At 72.7% G+C, this 19965-nt stretch carries 14 protein-coding genes and 1 pseudogene; 9 read left to right on the top strand and 6 right to left on the bottom strand.

Going from position 1 to position 19965, the window contains the following annotated elements; genetic code table 11:
• The first annotated feature begins 157 nt into the window (after window positions 1-157).
• The gene (locus VGZ32_RS13945) at window positions 158-694 is read left to right on the top strand and encodes a MarR family winged helix-turn-helix transcriptional regulator (RefSeq protein WP_326886428.1); all 537 of its coding nucleotides are present in this window, start codon (window positions 158-160) and stop codon (window positions 692-694) included.
• A gap of 66 nt (window positions 695-760) precedes the next feature.
• Here VGZ32_RS13945 and VGZ32_RS13940 read toward each other — a convergent pair whose 3' ends face one another.
• Window positions 761-1744 carry a hypothetical protein gene (locus VGZ32_RS13940; RefSeq protein ID WP_326886427.1) on the bottom strand — a complete coding sequence of 328 codons (984 nt, stop codon included), beginning with the start codon at window positions 1742-1744 and terminating at the stop codon, window positions 761-763.
• Window positions 1745-1879: 135 nt separating this feature from the next.
• Between VGZ32_RS13940 and VGZ32_RS13935 the strand changes: the two genes are divergently transcribed.
• Window positions 1880-3073: an FAD-dependent oxidoreductase gene (locus VGZ32_RS13935; RefSeq protein WP_326886426.1), complete on the top strand. Its 1194-nt coding sequence runs from the start codon at window positions 1880-1882 to the stop codon at window positions 3071-3073.
• Between the two features lie 12 nt (window positions 3074-3085).
• On the opposite strand, the gene VGZ32_RS13930 is transcribed toward VGZ32_RS13935, so the two are convergent.
• The 3 genes from VGZ32_RS13930 to VGZ32_RS13920 all read right to left on the bottom strand — a co-directional run bounded on the left by VGZ32_RS13930 (window position 3086) and on the right by VGZ32_RS13920 (window position 8762).
• Window positions 3086-3973 (bottom strand): LLM class flavin-dependent oxidoreductase, encoded by an 888-nt coding sequence (locus VGZ32_RS13930; RefSeq protein WP_326886425.1) that lies wholly within the window; start codon window positions 3971-3973, stop codon window positions 3086-3088.
• Between the two features lie 207 nt (window positions 3974-4180).
• On the bottom strand, window positions 4181-6916 hold the full coding sequence (locus tag VGZ32_RS13925) for a hypothetical protein (protein ID WP_326886424.1): 2736 nt from the start codon (window positions 6914-6916) through the stop codon (window positions 4181-4183).
• Window positions 6917-6920: 4 nt separating this feature from the next.
• On the bottom strand, window positions 6921-8762 hold the full coding sequence (locus tag VGZ32_RS13920; RefSeq protein ID WP_326886423.1) for an HSP90 family protein: 1842 nt from the start codon (window positions 8760-8762) through the stop codon (window positions 6921-6923).
• 158 nt (window positions 8763-8920) lie between these two features.
• Here VGZ32_RS13920 and VGZ32_RS13915 point away from each other — a divergent pair, with 158 nt between their 5' ends.
• Both VGZ32_RS13915 and VGZ32_RS13910 read left to right on the top strand, forming a co-directional pair.
• Window positions 8921-9376 (top strand): Lrp/AsnC family transcriptional regulator, encoded by a 456-nt coding sequence (locus tag VGZ32_RS13915; RefSeq protein WP_326886422.1) that lies wholly within the window; start codon window positions 8921-8923, stop codon window positions 9374-9376.
• Between the two features lie 128 nt (window positions 9377-9504).
• Complete coding sequence (locus tag VGZ32_RS13910) at window positions 9505-10248, top strand: SIR2 family NAD-dependent protein deacylase (RefSeq protein ID WP_349263596.1); 744 nt, start codon at window positions 9505-9507, stop codon at window positions 10246-10248.
• A gap of 187 nt (window positions 10249-10435) precedes the next feature.
• On the opposite strand, the gene VGZ32_RS13905 is transcribed toward VGZ32_RS13910, so the two are convergent.
• Entirely contained in the window at window positions 10436-11350 is a 915-nt protein-coding gene (locus tag VGZ32_RS13905) for a LysR family transcriptional regulator (RefSeq protein ID WP_326886420.1), read from the bottom strand.
• 215 nt (window positions 11351-11565) lie between these two features.
• On the opposite strand from VGZ32_RS13905, the gene VGZ32_RS13900 reads away from it, so the two are divergent.
• The 4 genes from VGZ32_RS13900 to VGZ32_RS13885 all read left to right on the top strand — a co-directional run bounded on the left by VGZ32_RS13900 (window position 11566) and on the right by VGZ32_RS13885 (window position 17353).
• Window positions 11566-12693 (top strand): FUSC family protein, encoded by a 1128-nt coding sequence (locus VGZ32_RS13900; RefSeq protein WP_326886419.1) that lies wholly within the window; start codon window positions 11566-11568, stop codon window positions 12691-12693.
• A gap of 167 nt (window positions 12694-12860) precedes the next feature.
• Window positions 12861-14534 (top strand): amidohydrolase, encoded by a 1674-nt coding sequence (locus VGZ32_RS13895; protein WP_326886418.1) that lies wholly within the window; start codon window positions 12861-12863, stop codon window positions 14532-14534.
• A 195-nt stretch (window positions 14535-14729) separates the two neighbouring features.
• The gene (gene lnt / locus VGZ32_RS13890; protein WP_326886417.1) at window positions 14730-16550 is read left to right on the top strand and encodes an apolipoprotein N-acyltransferase; all 1821 of its coding nucleotides are present in this window, start codon (window positions 14730-14732) and stop codon (window positions 16548-16550) included.
• Window positions 16547-17353 (top strand): polyprenol monophosphomannose synthase, encoded by an 807-nt coding sequence (locus tag VGZ32_RS13885; RefSeq protein WP_326886416.1) that lies wholly within the window; start codon window positions 16547-16549, stop codon window positions 17351-17353. The genes lnt and VGZ32_RS13885 overlap by 4 nt, the downstream gene beginning before the upstream one ends.
• 386 nt (window positions 17354-17739) lie before the next feature.
• On the opposite strand, the pseudogene VGZ32_RS13880 reads toward VGZ32_RS13885, so the two are convergent.
• Window positions 17740-18081 (bottom strand): annotated as a pseudogene (locus tag VGZ32_RS13880) (RNA polymerase-binding protein RbpA); the annotation flags it as partial.
• 364 nt (window positions 18082-18445) lie between these two features.
• Here VGZ32_RS13880 and VGZ32_RS13875 point away from each other — a divergent pair.
• Window positions 18446-19948, top strand: coding sequence for a hypothetical protein (locus VGZ32_RS13875; protein ID WP_326886415.1), 1503 nt, complete (start codon window positions 18446-18448; stop codon window positions 19946-19948).
• Window positions 19949-19965 lie beyond the last annotated feature (17 nt).

Raw genomic sequence — 19965 nt, 5'->3', positions numbered from 1 at the left:
TCCAGGGCCAAGGCACGTACGACGGCACGACCGCACGCGGCGAGTCCGTCATCGTCGACGCCACGGGTGACCTGGCCGGGATCACCGGCAAAGCCACGAGCGCTTCCACGCACGCCGACTACCCCTACATGCCGCTGACGCTGACGTACGAGTTCGCGTGACCGAAGCCGACCGTGCGGCCAACGTGCTGGGGGCGCTCGCGCTGGCCGTCGCCGACCAGCTTTCGGCCTCCGCCGGCCGGGCGGGGGTGTCCGACTCGGCCGGCGCGGCGCTCTCCGCTCTGTACCACTTCCTCGATCGGCCGACACTCGAACAGCTCAGCCGCGTGCTGGGCCTGACCCATTCGGCCGTCGTCCGGCTCGTCGACCGGCTGGCGTCGACGGGCTTGATCACCCGTGGGCCGGGCGACGATCGCCGCTCGCGCACGATCAGCCTTACTCCGCAGGGCCGCGACGTGGCCCGCACGATCGAAGCCGTGCGGGCCGACGCGCTGAACGCGGCTATCGCCGGGTTCTCCGCCGAGGAACTGCGGCAGCTGCATTCCCTCACCGGCCGCGTCATGGCGAACATCGTGCAGAGCAAGGACGGCGGGGCGTGGATCTGCCGCCTCTGCGACCTCGAGGCCTGCGACCGTGCCTCTGGCCATTGTCCGACGGCGAACGCGGCTGCGGCGAAATACGGCCGTCCGCAGTGACGTTGGCCGGTCGCCCGGGTCGTCGGCACGACGGCCAAAGCAACCGCGGCGAGTACGGCCGCGCCGTCAGGACACGAGGCGGTCGGGCTGGACCTCGACGGCGCGACGCAGTTGCTCGAGGCGATAGGGGAGCGGCCGCCATCCCGGCGAGCCCGCCAGCTCGCTGTTCAGCTCGACGACGGCGCGGGTGTAAGCACGCTGAAGACCGCGAGGGCGCAGCGGCATGCCGGCCGGACGGCGGATCGAGTGACCGTCGGCGGCGGGCAGGCCGGCATGGTTGCCCGCGACTGACACCCACAACGTCTTCACGCCCAGATGCAGCGTGTCGATGATCTGCTCGCGGGTGGACAGCCAATGCCGCAGCGCGGCGTCTGTGCCGGGGGAGAGCCGGATGTGCTCGGTGACCGGCGCGGAGACGGCGCGCGCCTGCGGGTGGCGGACGACGGTGAGGACCGGCTCGGTGCCCGAGCTGTCCAGGTCTTCGATCTTGAGCGCGCACAGTTCGCCGACCCGCGCACCGGTGTCGAGTACGGTACCGATGATCGCCAGCAGCCGGATGCGGCCGGGGCGGGTCGGCGGGCTCTCCGCCTTCGTGGCCAGGTAGGCCCTCAGCTGCGAGCGGGTCGGCCCGTCGACGACCTCGCGCGGGGCCGGAATCTGCGCCCGCTCGCCGAGCGTCAGGGGCACGGCGAGTTGCTCGGAGATGAGGCGCAGGCAGTCCTCGCGGATCCGCATCGACGAGGCGCTGGAGGTCCCGTCGCCGGTGCTGGTCGGCCGCTGCCGCAGCTCACCCTGCTGCGCCAAGCGCAGATACGAGCTCACCGCCTGCGCGGAGAGCAGGTCCTCAGCCCGGCGCAGCGTGCGTCCGGGCCGGAAGTCGGGGTGCGCGCTGGCGATCCTCAGCTCCTTGGCGACCCAGCGCAACTGCCGGGCGCGGGCCGGGCTGGTGCCCTCCTCGAGGCACAGCCGCTCGACCGCCGCCTCGACCTCGCGCACGGCGGCATGGGCGACCCGGCTGCCGTCCTCGTCCTGACCCTGACCCTCCGTCACGGTTGATCAACATACCGGGCGGGTCTGACAGGTGGAAGCAAAGGGTGCCCACACCCGCGCGGGTCGATCGGGAGAACACCGAGTGCTAATTTTCTATGGAACGTAGAAGTTCGCGCGCGCGGGGAGACGATGACGATGGAGTCTGTCGGAGAGGCGCTGATCATCGGCGCCGGGGTGGGCGGTCTGACGGCCGCGAACGCGTTGTACCGCACGGGATGGCGGGTCACCGTGCTCGAACGGGCCGATGCGCTGCGCCCGATCGGGGCGGGCATCTCGCAGCCGCCGAACGCCCAACACGCCCTCGACGCGATCGACCTCGGCGACGCGACCCTGGGCGACCGGGTTCGCGCGGCGGGGGAGCCGGCCGGGGCTATCGGCGCGCGCCGCCCGGACGGACGCTGGATCTACCGGCCGGGCGGCGACCCGGTGGGCAAGCGGTACGGCTATCCGTTCTACACACTGCTGCGCACGGACCTGCTCAACGTCTTGGCGGGGGAGTTGCCGGAGGGGACTGTGCGCTTCGAGGCCGAGGTGCGGACGGTGCAGCCCGGAGACGCGGGGACCAGAGCTCGCGTCGAGACGGTGGACGGCGCCGTATACGAGGCCGATCTGGTCGTCGCGGCCGATGGCGGACGCAGCACGGTGCGCTCGTTGCTGTTCCCCGAGCACCCCGGACCCGAGTACGGGGGATACGCCGTCTGGTGGATGCTCTCGCCCGGCATCGGGGACCACCTGATCGCGAGCGAGACGCTGGGCAAGGGCGCGATCTGGGGCAGCTTCGGCCTTCGCGACGGGCGGGTTTATGCGTACGCGACGATGGTGACGGAACCCGGTGGCTCCAGCGAGGATCCGATCGCCCCGCTGCGCGAACGCTTCGGCGACTGGCACGAAGAGGTCCGCAAGGTCCTGGCAGCGGTCGACCCGGCCTCGGTCTTCCGCGACGATGCCCGGTGGATGCGCGTCCCGCTGCCCGCGTTGCACCGCGGCCGGGTCGCCGTGCTCGGCGACGCGGCGCATCCGATGACCCCCGACCTCGGGCAGGGCGGATCGCAGTCGATCGAGGACGCGGTCGTGCTGGCGCGGCTCGTAGCGGGCGGCGACGGTCGTGGAAACGGCGGGGTCGTGTCGGCGCTGGCCGCCTACACGGAGGCACGGCTCGCGCGCACCTCGGACATCGTCAAGCGGTCGAAGAAGATGGCCGCGTTCCATCACCCGCGCACGGCACTCGGCAGGTACGTGCGCGACCAGTCGCTGAAGCTCACGGCGAGCGAACGGCTGGTGGGGCTGTTTCTGCGGCAGTACGACCCGGTGTTCGGGTGGAAGCCCTGACGGGCGGTCAGCTCAGCGGGCCGCGACGGCTTCGAGCACGTCCAGGCTGGCGGCGAAGGGCTCGGTGGCGCGCGGATAGTGCACCACGAGGTCGGTGAAGCCCAACTCGGCGTACCGGCCACGGGCGTCCTCGAACGCTTCCACCGAGTCGAGCGGACGCAGCGCCCCGAAACCGGTCAGCACGAGCCGGTCCAGGGTTCGCGGATCGCGGCCGGCCTGCGCACATGCCGCGTCCAGCTTCTCGGTCAGCACGGCGACCTCGGCCAGTTGCTCCTTGGGCGAAAGGCCCCTGCCCTTGTCCGAGTCCACATGCACCCACGTCTGCGCGTGCTTGGCCGCCAGCCGCATACCGCGCGGGCCGGTCGCGGCGATCGCGAACGGGGTGCGGGGCGACTGAGCGCAGCCGGGTTCAAGACGCGCTTCGGAGGCCTGGTAGTAGGCGCCCAGGTAGGTCGTGTGCGTGCGGCCCTCGGGCGCTCCTGTCAGCATCGCGTGCAGGATCTCGGTGAACTCCTCGAAGCGGTCCGCCCGCTCCTTCGGACTCCAGCCGGGGCCTCCGAGCACCGTCGCGTCCGGGCCGGCCGACCCGGCGCCGAGGCCGACGGTCAGCCGCCCGCCGCTGACGTCGTCCAGCGTCATGATCTCCTGGGCGAAGGGCACCGGGTGGCGGAAGTTGGCGCTGGAGACGAGCGTGCCGAGCCGGATCCGGGAGGTGATGCCCGCCGCGGCGGTCAGCGTCGGCCACGCGCTGTACCAGGGGCCTGACGGCAGACCGGACCAGGTGATGTGGTCGTAGGTCCAAGCCGAGTCGAAGCCCAACTCCTCGGCGCGGCGCCAGTGCGCGGCCGCCTCGCGCCACGGATATTCGGGCAGGATGCAGACGCCAACGCGCATGACCATGACGGCGATCTTAGCCGCTGGCGCCGGTCGGAGAAGGGGCTGCGGATGAGTGCGCCGCTTTTCGCGCGGCCGGGGCGTCGGAGAAAGACCGGGCGGCGGAGCGCCTTTCTCCGACGCCTGACCTACAGCCGCCCTCCAGCCCCGGCCGCGCGAAGAGCCAACCACACAGCAGGCGTCGCGGGCCCGGCGATCCTTCGTGGACCCGCCCTAGACGTCGTCGGTGTCGGCTGCCGTTTCGGCTCCCGCGGGGTCCGCCGCGCCGGAGAGCTTCGCGGCCTCGGCATAGGTGTGTATCCGCTCCAGCTGATCGACGGTGCTCTTGATCTCCGCGCCGATCCGCGGATCGCGGCCCTCCGCCGGGATCGCCTCGAGTTCCGCGAGTACCGCGCGCATCGCCTCGAGCGCTTCCGACCAGTGCGGTTCGCGTCCGTCGCCGGACCACGTCAGCAGCCAGGCGGCCGAGCGCAGGCAGCGCGCCCGCGCGGCGGGAGCGTCCAGTTCCTCCCACAGGTCGGCGGCTCTCCGGTACGCGGCCAGCGCTTCGTCCGGGCGGCCGGCGTTCTGGAGCGACTCGGCCGCCGTCCACGCCAGCCGCGCGTACGGCCCGCGGTTGTCCGGGTCGTCCTGGAGCAGTGCCGCGGCGGCCAGGTACTGCGCGGCTGCCGCACGGTGTTCGCCGAGCTGGGTGAGGCAGTTGCCGTACTGCTCGCGCGTCATCGCCACGGTCACGCCGCGGTAGGGCACTTCGACGTGCGGCATGAGCTCCTCATAAAGCGCAGCCGCCTCGGCATAGCGCCTCATTGCCAGATAAGCGCGCGCCGCGATGAAGCGGTTGTTCAGCGCGTCGGGCTCGCTTACGCCGTCCCACAGCCGCGCGGCGTGCAGCGCGGCCCCGACCAGATCGGGGTACCGTCCAGACTGTCGCGATATCGCCTCGACCAGCAGCGACGCGGCGCTCGGACGGGTCGTGTCGGGCGTCACCTCAGCGCCGCGCGGCTGCGGCACGGCGTGTTCGAGGGCCGCGCGCGCGTACTCCTCAGCCGTCTGCGCATCGTTGGCGGCCAACGCCATCTGGGCGAGCAGCGCCTCGGGCTCCGCCGCATCCCACGGCTGCTCGGCGGCGAGGAACCGATCCCGGGCGCCCTCGACCCGGGTGCGTGCCTCCTCGCGCTCGCCGCGCACGTACGCCAGCTGCATCAGCATCCTGCAGTACATGCCGGCGCGCCCCGGGTCGCCGAGCCGGTCCGCCAGATCCAGCTCGGCCTCGATGACCGCGACGACGGACGTCGGGTCGGGCGGATCGGCGGGTGCATCGCCGCCGTCGGACGTCGCGCCAAAGGCCTTGTATGCGAAGTAAACGGGCAGGCCCCGGGCGCCGAGGTACTGGCGCGCCGTCAGTTCGCCCGCCGCGTAAGCAGTCTCCGCCTCCGCACTGAGCGTCAGCGCCTCAGTCTCGGCGGTGGGCTGGTCGTCGGCCAGGAACGCCGCGGTCGCCGCCGAGCCGCGGGCCTCGAGCGCGTCCGCCGTCTGCCCGGACCGGCCGAACCGCGCCGCCAAGGCGAGGAATCTGGTCCGCGCGGCGGACGGGTCACGCTCCATCAGGGCCTTGGCGCGGACCCGCTCGACCTGCGCGGCGGCCGCGTCCGGCAGCTCGGACCCGCTAGCCGCCACCCGCTCCCACGCCCACCGCGCGTGCGGGTGCCGTGCCTTCGTCAGCCGGTCGGCCTCGGCGATCAGATCGTCGAGCGCTGACGCGTCGACCGCGCCACCGACCGCCGTGGACGCCCCTGCCCGACGGTCCGAGGCCGACGCTGACGCCGAGGGCAGCGCCGGGGTGGGTGACGGAAGGAGCGTCGCCGAGCCGATCGGCAGCGGATCCTCGAGCGGGCGCTGCGCCAGCCGCTGGGCGACCCGGCCCGAGGCCGCCGAGCTGCCGTTGCGCCGGTCGAAGCGGTCGCACAGGGCTTTGATCCGGTCCTGGGCATCCGCCGCGGCGTCCGCGACCGTGGTGTCCGCGAGGTCCAGCCCGCCCAAGCCCAGCGCGGCCAGTCGGCCCAGCAGGATCGCCGCGCCGGTCAGGAAGTCCAGCCGCGTCTCCGCGTCCTCCCCGCCCTCCGTCAGGTAGGCGGCGTGCTCGGCCAGGATCTCCAGGCCGCGCGCCTCGTTGCCGGTCAGCGCGCAGAACTCCAGGTGTCGGCCGAGGGCCGCGCGCAGATTCGGCACGCCGCGCGCCAGGCGGTAGCCGCGCAGGTGATTCGCCCGCGCCTCGTCGAGTCGGCCCAGCCGCACCAGCGGCATGAGACTGTGCGCCAGGACCCGGTGCGGCTCCTCGGCGCAGGAGCTCTCGCCCTCCAGCACCGGGCGCCAGAGCGTCACCGCGTCCTCGTCCCGGCCAAGCTGCGTCATCCACCAGCCCTGATCGCCCAGCTCGCAGGCGTGGCAGTCGGCCATCTGGTCGCGCGGGGCGTCGAGCCAGGCCTGGAACTCGCTCCGGGCGAGCTCCAGGTCGCCCGCCTCGCGGGCCAGCCGGTGCCGCCCCATGTGCACCGCGCGCGGCGAGTAGCCCGCCTGGCGGTAGCGCGACTTCATCTCCTCCAGCCAGCGGCCGATCGAGGCGAGCGGCACCTCCGGCACGCCGATCATCCCGCCCGTGGTCCACTTGAAGTACCAGAACAGGCTGTGCGCGCGCCCGCGGTCGAAACCGTGCGGCGCCTCATCCCACAGCCGCAGCAGCTTCGCGAACTGCACCAGCATCTTCGGCTGCTCCGCGCCGAACTCATACGCCTCGATCACGTCGATCAGCGCCTGCGCGCGCACCGCCGGGTCGCCCGCCGCCTCGGCCGCGTCGACCAGATACTCGCCGCGGGCGATCCGCACCGGACCGTGCGGCGCCCGCCCGTTGTCGGCGAGTGCGGCCCAGATCTCCTCACCGGTCAAGGACATCCGGTCAGACCTCGTCCCCCGACTTGACCGCCATCGACGCCCACGACAACAAGTCGCCGAACGCCCGGTTCAGCAAGGCGGTATCGGCCGGGCGCAGCGGCCGATGCGTCATCAGCAACGCCTGACCATAGAGCGCCTCGACGGCCGTGGTCAGCAGCGCGCGGTCGTTGATCCCGGTCAGCCGCCGGACGACCGGGCTGTGGTGGTTGAGCACCAGCTGCGCCCGCGGCGCGGAGGACTTGAGCGCGCCGAGGATCTCAGCCCACAGCTCGTCGGCCGCCGCCTCGGTCTGCGCGCGGGCGCGCTCGTGCCGCGCCTCGCGGTTGTCCAGGTGAAGCGCCGGGACCGACACGGGCGCGAAGGCGCGCAGCACCACGTCGCAGTCCAGCGGGTCGAGGGTGGCGCGGGCGGCGGACAGGAACCCGGCCAGGGTGAGCTCCTCGGCCGGGTCCACCAGGTCCAGGTGCGCCGTGACCACGTCCGCGCCGAGTTCGCCGACCACCGTCCCCGGGATCACCTGGGGCAGCTGCTCGACCAGTTCGGCGTCGTAGGTGTAGCCGCCGTTGACCACCCCGATGCCCTGCGCCGCGGCGATCGGCGCCACCTGCCGGAACTCGTCGACCGTGCGGGCCAGGTGCAGGGTGGGGTGGTTGCGCGCGAACTCGGTCAGCGGAACCCGCCCGTCCGTAGTCTCGAACTCCAGGAACGGCAGCATGATCCGCAGCAGCTCGCGGTCGTGCCGGGCCAGCGCCTTGACCCCGAGCGTGTGCACGGCGAGGAACGCGCCCAGCCGGGCGGGGTCCTCGGCGGCCAGGGTGGTGAGCCAGTCCCGGATCCGCCGGCCCAGCGCCTCGCGCACCGCCGACAGCGTCTCGTCCTCGTACAGGCCCTCACGCGAGGCGGTCGGCCGCAGCGTGTCGGTGTCGATGACGCAGCGCACGAAGAACGCCCACTCGGGCAGCAGCCCGCTCGTCGCGTCGGAGAGCAGCATGCCCTTCAGGTGCACCCGGTGGCGGCCGGCCTCGGTCGGATTGGCCGCGGACGGCAGCACGTAGGCGACGCCGCGCACCCCGGCGACCGGGACGTCGAGCTCGATGACGTCCAGCGCCGGGAAGCCGAGCGTGCGCTCGCCGTACTCGAACAGCGCCAGGCGCCGCGCGGCCGGGGAGCCGAACGGGCGGTCCCACACCGCCGGGCTGTCGGTGACGCGCACCGAGTGCCCGTCGCTCTCGACGACGACCTCGTACGGCAGCAGCGAGCCGAACTCGCGGGCCAGCTGCACCACCCGGTCCGGGGCGAACCAGCGCTCCGCCCCCGGGCGCGGGGTCAGCTCGACGGTCGTGCCGGGCGTCTCGCGCGCGGAGGCGGGCAGCGCGCGGATCGTGTAGCGGCCGTCCGAGCCGGCCAGCCACTCGACCGGTCCGGCATCAGGGTCGGCGGCCGACCGGGTGACGACCCGGATGGTGTCCGCCACGGTGAAGCAGGCCAGCAGGCCGATGCCGAACTGGCCGAGGAACTCGCGCCGCGCCCCGGCCAGGTCGTCGCGCTTGGAGGACCGGCCGATGGTGGCCAGGAACCGGTGCACGTCGGCTTCGGTCAGGCCGATGCCGGCGTCCTCGATGCACACCGAGCCCCCGTCCGCGCGCAGGCGGATCCGGCCCGGGGCCGCGGGGTCGAGTGCGTGGCGCGCGGTGACCGCGTCCACCGCGTTCTGGAGCAGTTCGCGGACGTAGATGCGCGGCGAGGAGTACAGGTGGTGCGAGAGCAGATCGACCAGACCCCGCAGGTCGACCTGGAACGCGTGCGCCCCGTTGTCCATGTCGTCGGCTGATTCCTCATCGGACATGCGGCTGATCGTAGGGGAGCGGCCCGACATCCCGCTGACGTTTGGCCTTGCCACGGACCCGCGACCTGGCCGGGCGCGACATTACGGGTTTGCGTCGGTACGCCTGTCCGCTCGTCGAAAAGTGGGTCTCGGCCAGCACAAACCGTTAAGTTTGAGGGATGGAGGAGATCGATCGGCAGATTGTGCGGCTTCTGCTCGAAGACGGGCGGATGAGCTACACGGACCTCGGCAAGGCGACCGGCCTTTCCACCTCGGCCGCACACCAGCGGGTGCGCAGGCTCGAGCAGCGCGGAGTGATCAAGGGCTACCGCGCGGTCGTCGACCCGGACGCGATAGGCCTGCCGCTGACCGCGTTCATCTCGGTCAAGCCGTTCGACCCGGCCGCGCCCGACGACGTGCCCGAGCGTCTCGCGCCACTGACCGAGATCGAGTCCTGCCATTCCGTCGCGGGCGAGGAGAACTACATCCTGAGGGTCCACGTCGCCACCCCGAGCGCGCTCGAGGGACTGCTCGGGCGCATCCGTTCCGCCGCGAACGTCTCCACCCGCACCACGATCGTGCTGTCCACGGCCTTCGACGGCCGCCTGCCCGACCTGCCGAAGGTGGGAGACTAGAGCCTGTTTAAGGAGCGTCGCGGGCTTATCCGACGCTCCTCCTTAACCACGCCCTAGGCGGGTCGGCACGGGAGAAGCAAGTGGTTGACGGGTGGGAGGAACACGTGGCCGGCGAACCCGGAGCGCGCATGCCGGAGTGGTATCGGCGGCGCGGCCCTGTCGCGGTGCTCACCGGCGCCGGGATCTCGACCGACTCGGGAATCCCGGACTTCCGCGGCCCGCAGGGCACCTGGACCGCGAACCCGATCGCCGAGCTGACGTCGACCTACCAGGACTACGTGGCCGACCCGAAGCTGCGTGAGCGCTCATGGATCGCCCGCCGGGACAATCCGGCCTGGGGCGCCGAGCCGAACGCTGGGCACCGGGCGCTGGTGGACCTGGAGCGCTCGGGACGCTCGGTGCGGATCCTGACCCAGAACATCGACCGCCTGCACCAGAAGGCCGGCTCGACCCCGCGCAAGGTGCTCGAGCTGCACGGCAACATGTTCGAGGTCGAATGCGTCGGCTGCGCGGCCCGCTCCACGATGCGCGAGGCGCTGGACCGGGTGGCCGCGGGCGAGCCGGACCCGGCCTGCCGCGCCTGCGGCGGCATCCTCAAATCCGCGACGATCATGTTCGGGCAGGCGCTCGATCCGGAAGTGCTCGGAGCGGCCGCGGCAGCGGCGCAGGTCTGTGAGGTCTTCCTGGCCGTCGGAAGCTCGCTACAGGTGCACCCGGCGGCAGGGCTCTGCGAGGTCGCCGCCGAATCGGGCGCCGACCTGGTGATCGTCAACAACGAGCCGACCCCGTACGACGACCTGGCCACCGAGGTGATCCGCGAGCCGATCTCACGGGCGCTGCCGCGGATCGTCGCGCTGTTGACGGAGGCGTGAGCCGTCCTGCGTGAGATCAGGGCAGCTCAGGGCCTAGGGCGTGTTTAAGAAGGAGCGTCGGATAAGCCCGCGGCGTCTGACGCGTGCGATTCGCAAGGCGGCGAAGCTCCCTCATATCGGGAATATGTGGGTGCTTCGCCAACGCAGCGAGCGTGCGTGGCAGGCGCCGCGGGCCCGGCGATCCTTCTTAAGCACGCCCTAACGCGAGGACCGATTCGCGGAAGGCCGTCACCGCCGGAGACGCCCAGCGGTCCTCGCGCCAGACCAGCCCCAGGACGCGGGAGCCGCCGGTGCCGGCCAGCGGGATGTAGCGGAGCCACGGATCGCCGCTCTGGTCCACGCCGCCGTCGTAGGTGCGGGCGCGCGGGAGCACCGCGACGCCGAGGCCGACCGCGACCATGCCGCGCAGCGTCGCCACGTCGTCGCCCTCGAACGCGACCTTCGGCGAGATCCCGGCCTCCCGCCACAGCTCCTCGCTGGATTCGCGCAGCCCGGTGCCCGGCTTGTTCGCCACGAACGTCTCCGCCGCCGCCTCGGCCAAGCGCACCCGCCGCCGCTCGGCGAAGCGGTGGCCGACCGGGACGGTGAGGTACAGCCGCTCGCGCCGCAGCGGCCGCCACGCCAGCTTCGCCGCCGGACCCGCCGCACCGGGCGGCTTCGGCGACGTGATCACCAGGTCCACGTCACCGGCTTCGAGCGCCGCCGTGATCGCCGCCGAGCCGCCCTGGATCAGCTGGAACCGCACGCCGGGGTACTGGGAGCGGAACGAGATCAGCAGCCGCGGCACCAGCCACGTCCCGACGGTGTGCAGGAACCCCATCGCCACGGTGCCCGATTCAGGACTGGCCAGATCCGCCACCGCCCGCCGCCCCGCTTCCACCTCACCGAGCACCCGGCGCACGTGGGTGAGGAACGCAGCGCCGTAGCGGTTGAGCTCGAGCACGCGGCCCCGGCGGTCGAACAGCGGCGCGCCCAGCTCCTGCTCCAGGCGGGCCAGCGCGCGCGAAAGCCCCGGCTGCGACAGGCCCAGCTCCTCGGCGGCACGCCCGACGTGCCGGGTCTCGCACAGCACTGAGAACCAGCGCAATTCCTCGATCTGCACACCTGGATTCTTTCATGCCTGCCGCGCATCGGAACAGTGAGTACTGGTTATTGGACGCATGAAGACTGCGTGGCGCACTATGGAAAAGCCTCGACCGCGTCCACTCGGACGCGGCGGGGACGGCCCGACGGCGTGTCACCATCCGCATCCGCGCTTAAGCGTGTCGGCCCAAGACGGGCCGCGCCGCTGTCGCGGGCCTTGGGGGAGCAGACGCCGTGTCCACATACAGCACGTCCACGTACAGCGAGACCGTCCGGGAGCTCAGGTCCCCACGCCGGGTCGCCCAGATCCCGCGGTCCAGCCTCATCCCGGTCCGCGGCGTGCTGCACGGTGTCGGTGTCATCGTCCCGCTCGCGCTCGGCGCCGCCACCGACAACCTCGCTCACGGCACCTTCGCCGCCCTCGGCGCCCTGCCTGCCGGATGCGCCGCCATCTTCGGCCACCGCGCCGGGCGCCGAAGCGCCGCGACCGCCTTCCTCGCCGCCGTCGGCATGGCCGTCGCCGCGTTCATCGGGGCACTCGCCGCAGCGGAGCCGGTGCTGCTGGTCCCGGTCATCGCCCTGTTCGCCTACGTCGCCGGGATCGTCACCGCATTCAGCGACCGCGTCGCCGTCGCCGCGCTCCAGTGGCCGCTCGCCCTCCTGATGGCCACCGTGCTGCCCGAACCCCCGAGCCACGCCGCCGTGCGCGCGGGCTTCGTCCTAGCCGGCGGCCTCTTCCAGGCGGCGCTCGCGTCCCTCATCGCTGCGCCCGCAGCCATCGGGGCGGCGACCGGTACCCAAACCGACGAAGCGCCCGCGCGGCCCCCGCACCGAACGCCGCGCGTATTCGTCCGCCACCTCGTCGGCACGGTCCGCGCACACCTCGGCGTGCGCACCGAACAGGGCCGCCACGCAGTGCGCATGGCCGCAGCCGCGGTTGTCGCGCAACTCGCCGCGCTGCTCCTCGGCCTCCCGCATCCGTACTGGGCCGCGCTGACCGCGCTCGTGGTGCTCAAGTCCGACCATGTGATCACGGTGCGACGCGGCCTCGACCGGATCGGCGGCACCGCGCTCGGTGTGGTGCTCGGCATTCTGCTCGCCGCGTTCGCCGCGCTGGGCACCGCGCCCCTGCTCATCGGTGCGGCCGTTGCTGTCACGCTCGCGTACACGGTCTTTCCCGCGAACTACTTCCTGTTCACCACGTTCCTCACCGGCTTCGTGGTGCTGCTGCTCGACCTTCTGGGCCAAAGCGCCCACCAGATGGCCGGCGCGCGGCTGCTGGGCACGCTGCTCGGCGGCACGATCGCCCTCGTCGCCTCGCACGTGCGGCCCGCGGCGGGAAAACGCCACCTCTCGGACTAACCCAGTGTTCGATTGCCAGTCGGAGTCAAACCAGGGTTCGGGGCGGCTGTAGACCGTGTGACGGGGAGAAAGGCGTTTCCCCGCCACACGGTCTTTCGCCGCCCTGATTTAACTCCGAGGGGTGCGATCACTGGCCATCCGGCGGCGCATCGGATGAGATAGACGCCATGAGCGCACGCGAGAAGACGACCCTGCTGCGCGGCGGCGCGATCTACACGCCCGCCGATCCGTTCGCCACTGCGATGGTTGCCGAGGCGGGCGCGATCGCCTGGGTCGGCTCCGAAGGCGCCGCCGACGCCCACGCCGACTCGGCCGACGAAGTGATCGACCTGCGCGGCGCGCTCGTCACCCCCGCGTTCGTGGATGCCCACGTGCACGCGACCGCGACCGGCCTCGCCTTAGGCGGCCTCGACCTGTCCGGTACCGGCTCGCGTGCGGAACTGCTCGACCGGATCGCCGCTTATAGCGCGTCGCTTCCGGACGACGTCGTGGTGCTCGGCACTGGCTGGGACGAGACCGCGTGGGCGGCGGTCGCGGACCGGGACCTGCCGAGCCGCGCCGACATCGGCCGGGCCGCAGGTGGGCGCAAGGTCTACCTCTCTCGCGTCGACGTGCACAGCGCACTCGTCTCCGACTCCCTGCTCGCCGCCGTTCCCGATGCGCCCGGCAGCGTCGGATTCACCGAGGACGGGCCGCTCACCCGGGACGCCCACCACGCCGTGCGCGCCGCCGCCCTCGCCTCGATCACCTCTGCGCAGCGCACCGCAGCACAGGAGGCGACCCTGCGACGGGCCGCCGAGCTCGGCATCGGCGCGCTCCACGAATGCGGCGGCCCGCAGATCTCGGGGGAGGACGACTTCACCGGCCTGCTCGCCCTGGCCGCCCGCGGCGAAGGCCCCTACGTCTTCGGGTACTGGGGCGAGCTGACCGATCCGGTGAAATCCCGCGAACTGGGCGGGGTCGGCGCGGGCGGCGACCTGTTCATCGACGGCGCGATCGGCTCGCACACCGCCTGCCTGCGCGAGCCCTACACCGACGCGGCCGAGGCGGGCCAAGGCCACCTCACCCCCGCCGGTCACGCCGGGGCCGCGTATATGACGGCGGAACAGATCGGCGCCTTCGTGATCTCCTGCGTCGAGGCGGACGTGCAGCCCGGCTTCCACGTCATCGGCGACTACGGCCTCGACCTGTTCGTCGCGGGCCTGGACCTGGCGCACGACGTGGTCGGCGAGAAACGGCTGCGCGCGATGCGGACCCGGGCCGAGCACGCCGAGATGCCCGACCACGAACACGTGAAGAAGTTCGCGCACCACGGGGTCGTGGTCAGCGCCCAGCCCGGGTTCGACGCCGCCTGGGGCGGCTCGGACGGCATGTACGCGCGACGGCTGGGCACCGGACGGGCGCTGGCGATGAACCCGTTCGCCGCGCTCGCCTCCGCCGGCGTGGTCTTGGCCTTCGGCTCCGATGCGCCGGTGATCCCGCTCGGCCCGTGGGAGGCGGTGCGCGCCGCCGCGTTCCACCAGACCCAAGCCTCTCGGATGAGCGCCCGCGCCGCTTTCACCGCGCACACCCGCGGCGGCTGGCGGGCGCTGCACCCGTCGGCCCCGGGCGTGCCCGCCGACGAGACCGGCGTGCTCACCCCCGGCAGCCCCGCCACCTACGCCGTCTGGCAGGCTTCTGACTTGGTCGTGCAGGCCCCCGACCAGCGGGTTGCCGCGTGGTCCACCGACGAGCGGGCGGGCGTGCCCGGACTGCCCGACCTGACGCCCGGCCTCGACCTGCCGCGCTGCCTGCGCACGGCGGTACGCGGGCGCGTCGTGTACGACCAGCTGGACCGCTGACTCCAGGGACGCCGCACGCGCGGGAACCGGCGGGGCGGCAAGACCCGTCGAATACCGTGCACGATCCGCGAGCACGATCACCGGGACCGTGCTCCGGCGCCGGCCTTCGGTCGGAGGCTGTGGCCTGGTGCTTTACGGTATTACCGTAAGCATCACGCTTCCAACTGCACCGACGATTTCGACGAGAGGCCGCGCGTGGCACGTCAGCGCCGTATCACCGCGTGGCGGCCGCCGCTCCGGCGCCCGCGCCCCGGTCGGCACTGGCTGCCGCAGCTGGCCGCCGCGGGGTTCGGCGCGCTGCTCGTCCCCGCCTTCGCCCCGGTCGGCTGGTTCTGGCTGGCGCCGCTGTGTGTCGCGGGCTACACGCTCTGCGCCCAGGCCGCGGCGAACAGCCGGGCCGCACGTGGGTTGCGCCGTCCGGCCACGGCTGCCGCGTGGACCGGGTTCTGGTTCGGCCTGACGTTCTCGATCCTGATGTTCGAGTGGGTGACCGTCGTCGGCACCGACGCGTGGATCATCCTCGGCTTCCTCGAGGCGCTGTACTTCATCCCGTTCGGCGCGGCGACCGCCGCCGTGGCCCGGCTGCGCGGCGCGGTGCTGTGGCAGGCGCTGCTCTGGGTCGCCGAGGAGGCCGCCCGCGACCGGTGGCCGGTCGGCGGCTTCTCCTGGGGGCGCCTCGCCTTCAGCCAGACCCACACGCTCCTCACCCCGCTTGCCGCGCTCGGCGGCGCTCCCTTGGTCACCTTCGCCACTGCGCTGATCGGCACCCTGCTGGCCGCATTCGCGCTGACCGTTTATCAGGCCGCGCGCCGCACGGACCGGTTCCGGGCCGCCTGGTCTTGGCCGCTCGCGGCGTGGACGGTGCTCGCGGTCGCGCTGCCCGCCGTCGGATGGCTGGTCCCGCTCCAGACCAACGCCGGCGCCCCGGTCCAGCTGGCCGCGATCCAGGGCGACGTCCCGCGCACCGGCCTGGACGCTTACGGACAGGCGGCGGCGGTGCTGGACAACCACCTCGCGGTCACCGAGCAGTACGCCGCCGAGGTGGCCGCCGGGAAGGCCCCCAAGCCCGCCGCGGTCATCTGGCCCGAGGACTCCGACGACGTCGACCCCACCACGGACCCGGTCGTCGCCGCCGAGCTGACCGCGGCCGCGCAGGCGGTCGGCACGCAGATCCTGGTGGGCACCGTCGTCAGCGTGGACGCGAACCACGCCCGCAACGAGGGCGTCGTCTGGGACCCGGTCACCGGCCCCGGCCAGACCTACGTCAAGCGGCACCTGGTGCCGATGGGGGAGTACGTCCCGTTCGAGTCGACGCTGCGCAAGTACATCAGCGAACTGGCGCGGGTCCCGCGCAGCTACGTGCCGGGCTCGACGCCCGGCGTGCTGACCGTCGGCGGGGTGCGCCTCGCCGACGTGATCTGCTTCGAGGTCGCCTACGACGACATGGTCCGCAGCTCCGTGCTCGGCAACGGCGGCGTGATCGTCGTCCAGACCAACAACGCGACCTACGGCTGGACCGGCCAGCCGGAGCAGCAGCTGGCTATCTCGCAGCTGCGCGCCGTGGAGCACGGCCGGCCGGTGCTGATCGCCGCGACCAGCGGGATCTCCGGATACATCACCCCGGACGGCGTCGTGCACCAGCAGACCCGGCAGTTCACCCCGGCCGTGGTCGCCGCCGACGTCACGCCACGCACCGGGTTCACCCTCGCCGACCGGGTCGGCGCGTGGCCCGAGGCCGCGATGGCCGCCGCCGCGCTCGTCGCTTGGGCGCTGGCGCTGCGGGCCGGGCGCCGCTCGGCCCTTGGCGGCCCCTCGAACGGATCCGGTACCCTTTCCGCCTCTGAGCAGCCGGACGCCGAGCGGCTCGAGCCGGTCGGCACGGGGGCCGCGCCGCAGGAACCTGAATCAGAACCGCAACCGGACGCCTCCGCACCGCCGCGCGAGGCGGTCGGCGCCCCGGTCGCCGGCGCCGCCGCGCCGGACCACCCCACCACCGCAAGGAAGGCCAGCACGTGACCGCCCCGACCAGCCAGGCCGACGACGCCGCGCAGGACGCGGCCGGAGCCGCCCGAGTCCTCGTGATCATCCCGACGTACAACGAGTCGGAGAACCTCGAGCGCATCGTCACCCGGCTGCACACGCACAACCCGGACGTCCACGTCCTCGTCGCCGACGACAACAGCCCCGACGGCACCGGGGAGATCGCGGACAAGCTCGCCGCCGCCGACTCCCGCGTCCACGTCCTGCACCGCAAGGGCAAGGAAGGGCTCGGCGCCGCCTACCTCGCCGGTTTCCGCTGGGGGCTGGACCGGGGCTACGCGGTGATCGTGGAGATGGACGCCGACGGCTCGCACCGCCCGGAGGACTTGCCGAGTCTGCTCACCGCGCTGGAGGAGCAGAACGCCGACCTGGTTCTGGGCTCGCGCTGGGTGCGGGGCGGCAGCGTGGTCAACTGGCCCAAGTCCCGCGAGTTGCTCTCCCGCGGCGGCAACCTCTACGTGCGGCTGGCCATCGGCATGAAGCTGCGCGACGCCACCGGCGGCTTCCGCGCCTTCCGCCGGGCGACGCTCGAGGGGCTCGGCCTCGGGGACGTGGAGTCGGCCGGCTACTGCTTCCAGGTCGACATGTCGCGCCGCGCGGTGCGCCAGGGGTTCAAGGTGGTCGAGGTCCCGATCACCTTCGTCGAGCGGGAGTTCGGCACCTCGAAGATGTCGGGCTCGATCGTGTACGAGGCGCTGTGGCGCAGCACCGTCTGGGGCTTCCAAGACCGCCTCGCGAAGCTGACCGGCCGCGGAAAGGGCACGGCGGCGTCGGCCTGACGCGTCGCCCAGACACGAATAATGGCTACCGCGCTGACGCGGTAGCCATTCCGATGCGTGTAGCTGTGGTTCGACGAGCTGCGCGCTCGCGACGCCTCTTCAGTTGCCCGTGATTATCCGTTGGCAGCCGCCGCCGTTCCACTGTCCCGGCTGCTGCAATCCGCGCCTTACTTCGCCGCCGGGCTCTTCGCCGTCGGGGACTTCTTGACCGGCTTGCCAGCGGACCGTGTAGCCGGTGCCGCCGCCGCGCTCTTCTTGGTCGGCGCGGTGTTCTTCGCCGAAGGCCTCGCTGCTCCGCCCGAGGGGCGGCTCGCCGTCGTGGGGCGCGCCGCCGTCGGCACGCCGCTGGCCGCGTCGACCAGCGCCGGCTCTAGGGCAGCCCTCGCTGCGTATGCGATGCCTCCGCCGCGCAGCACCTCGAGCCGCTCGGCCAGGACCTCTTCCAGGTCCGCCACCGAGCGCCGCTCCAGCAGCATGTCCCAGTGCGTACGCGTGGGCTTGCCCGGCTTCGCCTCCGGGGCCTCCCCGTCGACCCGCACCGCCTGCGTGCCGCAGACCCGGCACTCCCAGGTCGGCGGAACGTCCGCCTCCAGCGCGAACGGCATCTCGAAACGGTGGCCATTCGGACAGCTGTACTCGACGTCCTGGCGGGGTGCGAGATCTATGCCGCTGTCCGTCTCGTAACTGGTCGCGCCGAGCCTGGTACCCCGAAGTGCTCGCTCGCTCATGGTCCCGTTCCTCCTGCCCGCGGCTTCTGCCGTGACCGTCCGCCGCATGTGTCCGTCTGTGTGCAGTTAACGTCACGGGGCGCCGCCTTGTTCCCCCGAACTGACCGCAACGCGCACCGAACCGTGGACAGCTACGCCATACCCGGACATTCAATGATGAACCGCTGATACCGCTGTCCGATGGTCGTACTGCGGGACACGGACCGGCGTCCACCGGGCAAAACCTTGGTCAAGCAGCGCCGAAAGCGCACTCCAGGGCGCCGCGCACCCGGCAGAATACGTACCCTGCCTGATCTTGAGTCGGACCTGACCGACTTCAGCACGACCTGCCACGAGACCACCCCGAGCATGAAGGGCGAGCCCGATGAGCGGCGTCGCGGCCCGCACGCGGCGGCACGACGGCGCGGCGGCCGGACCCGGGCCGCAGCCGCGGACCGATCAGGCAGCGACCCGCTACCTAAGCGTCGCCGCGCATGTGGACTCCGAGTTCGCCCACCGGGTCGTGCGCGAACTCCTGGTCGCCGAACACCGGCTGCCCGTCCCGGTCTCCGGAATCGACCTGGTCACGGTCGTCCGGCACTGCATCGCCGCCCGCTCCCGCCGGCTGTACCGGGACGCCGCGCTGGTGATCCTCCCGCTGGTCGCGGTGGCCGTGAGCGCCTGGGCGACCATCGCCTGGTACGTCTGGCTGGCCGGCCTGCGGCTCCTACTGCGCACCGCAGGCGCCTTCGGCCGCTTTGCCGCACTGCTGTGGGGCCTGCTGGCGGTCGTCCTGCTCGCGCTCGCCCTCACCGACGCCGACCCGTACGGCTTGCGCGGAGGGTGGGGCATCCCGCAGCCGACGGCGGCGCGCGCCGCCGAGTGGGTCGGCGTGCCGCTCGCGGCGGCGGTCTGCTGTTGGCTGGCCCTCTTCGTGGAGGAGATGGCCGCTTACGCGACGGTCGCCGAGCGGCTGCGCCCCGAGCGGTACACCCCCTCGCGCTGGCTCTCCGCCGAACCGGCCTGGGCCCAGCACGCGCTCGCGGTCCTCGGCGAGCGGCTCGCCGATCCCCGCCTCGCCCACCACCCGCTGGCCGACCCGGCCGATCCGTTCATCGGCGTCGGACGCCAGGTGCTGCGGCGGCGCTGGCTGATAGAAGTGGGCCCGGCCGCCTCCGATTCCGCGCCGTTCGACAGCGAGGATCTGCTCGACCGCATCTGCGAGCGGCTGAGCGTGGGGCTCGGACCGCTCGACCCGGCGGACGCCGCGCGCGGTCCCGGCGCGGTACGCGTGGACGAGTGCGCGATCTCCACGGCGCCCGCCCTCGCCACCCGCATCGACCCCGACCAGGTCCGGCTGATCCCGGACGCCCGCGCCGCCTCTCACCGGGACGGCGGCCCGCGCACCTTCCGCCGGATCCGGATCGGCGGCGACCCGGCGGGCCTGATCGTCAGCGCGCATCTAGGCGCCACGGCGGGCGCCGGACTGCTCCAGGTCGAGCTGTACGGGCACGTCATGGCTCCGATCGCGGCGCAGTACCGGGTGGCCGACCACATCCCGCCGTTCGGCCGGATCGCCGCGTTCCGGTGCGCCGCGCGGGCCACCGTGCACCTGCCCGCCGCGCTGTTCGGCGCTCCGCGCGCGATCCTGCGCACCGCTGCCGACCCGGTGCTGCGCCGCCGAAGCAGGGCACTGCTCGCGCAGGCGGCCGCCGCCGGGCTGACCGTGGCCGCGGGGGCGCGGTTCGACGTGCGCGAGGCGGCTGCGGCGCGGATCGGGGCGGACCGCTTCGCCGACGAGGACGCGAACCTCTATCTGGCGGTGATCGAGCGACGGGTGCGCGAGGAACTGCGTCCGCTGCTGCCCGCCGGATCGAACGAGTTCTGATTCGCCGGATGATTCCC

The organism is Actinocrinis sp. (assembly GCF_035938995.1).
In the GTDB taxonomy this organism is placed as follows: Bacteria; Actinomycetota; Actinomycetes; order Streptomycetales; family Catenulisporaceae; genus DASZGI01.
Note: the sequence above shows the minus strand (reverse complement) of the source record. Positions and strands in the feature narration are given on the sequence as shown.

What these genes read in the sequence shown, in the direction of transcription:
- VGZ32_RS13930 (WP_326886425.1), bottom strand. Translation starts at nt 3,973, where the DNA reads ATGGTCATGCGCGTTGGCGTCTGCATCCTGCCCGAATATCCGTGGCGC.
- VGZ32_RS13935 (WP_326886426.1), top strand. Translation starts at nt 1,880, where the DNA reads ATGGAGTCTGTCGGAGAGGCGCTGATCATCGGCGCCGGGGTGGGCGGT.
- VGZ32_RS13915 (WP_326886422.1), top strand. Translation starts at nt 8,921, where the DNA reads ATGGAGGAGATCGATCGGCAGATTGTGCGGCTTCTGCTCGAAGACGGG.
- VGZ32_RS13895 (WP_326886418.1), top strand. Translation starts at nt 12,861, where the DNA reads ATGAGCGCACGCGAGAAGACGACCCTGCTGCGCGGCGGCGCGATCTAC.
- VGZ32_RS13920 (WP_326886423.1), bottom strand. Translation starts at nt 8,762, where the DNA reads ATGTCCGATGAGGAATCAGCCGACGACATGGACAACGGGGCGCACGCG.
- VGZ32_RS13910 (WP_349263596.1), top strand. Translation starts at nt 9,505, where the DNA reads ATGCCGGAGTGGTATCGGCGGCGCGGCCCTGTCGCGGTGCTCACCGGC.
- VGZ32_RS13925 (WP_326886424.1), bottom strand. Translation starts at nt 6,916, where the DNA reads ATGTCCTTGACCGGTGAGGAGATCTGGGCCGCACTCGCCGACAACGGG.
- VGZ32_RS13875 (WP_326886415.1), top strand. Translation starts at nt 18,446, where the DNA reads ATGAGCGGCGTCGCGGCCCGCACGCGGCGGCACGACGGCGCGGCGGCC.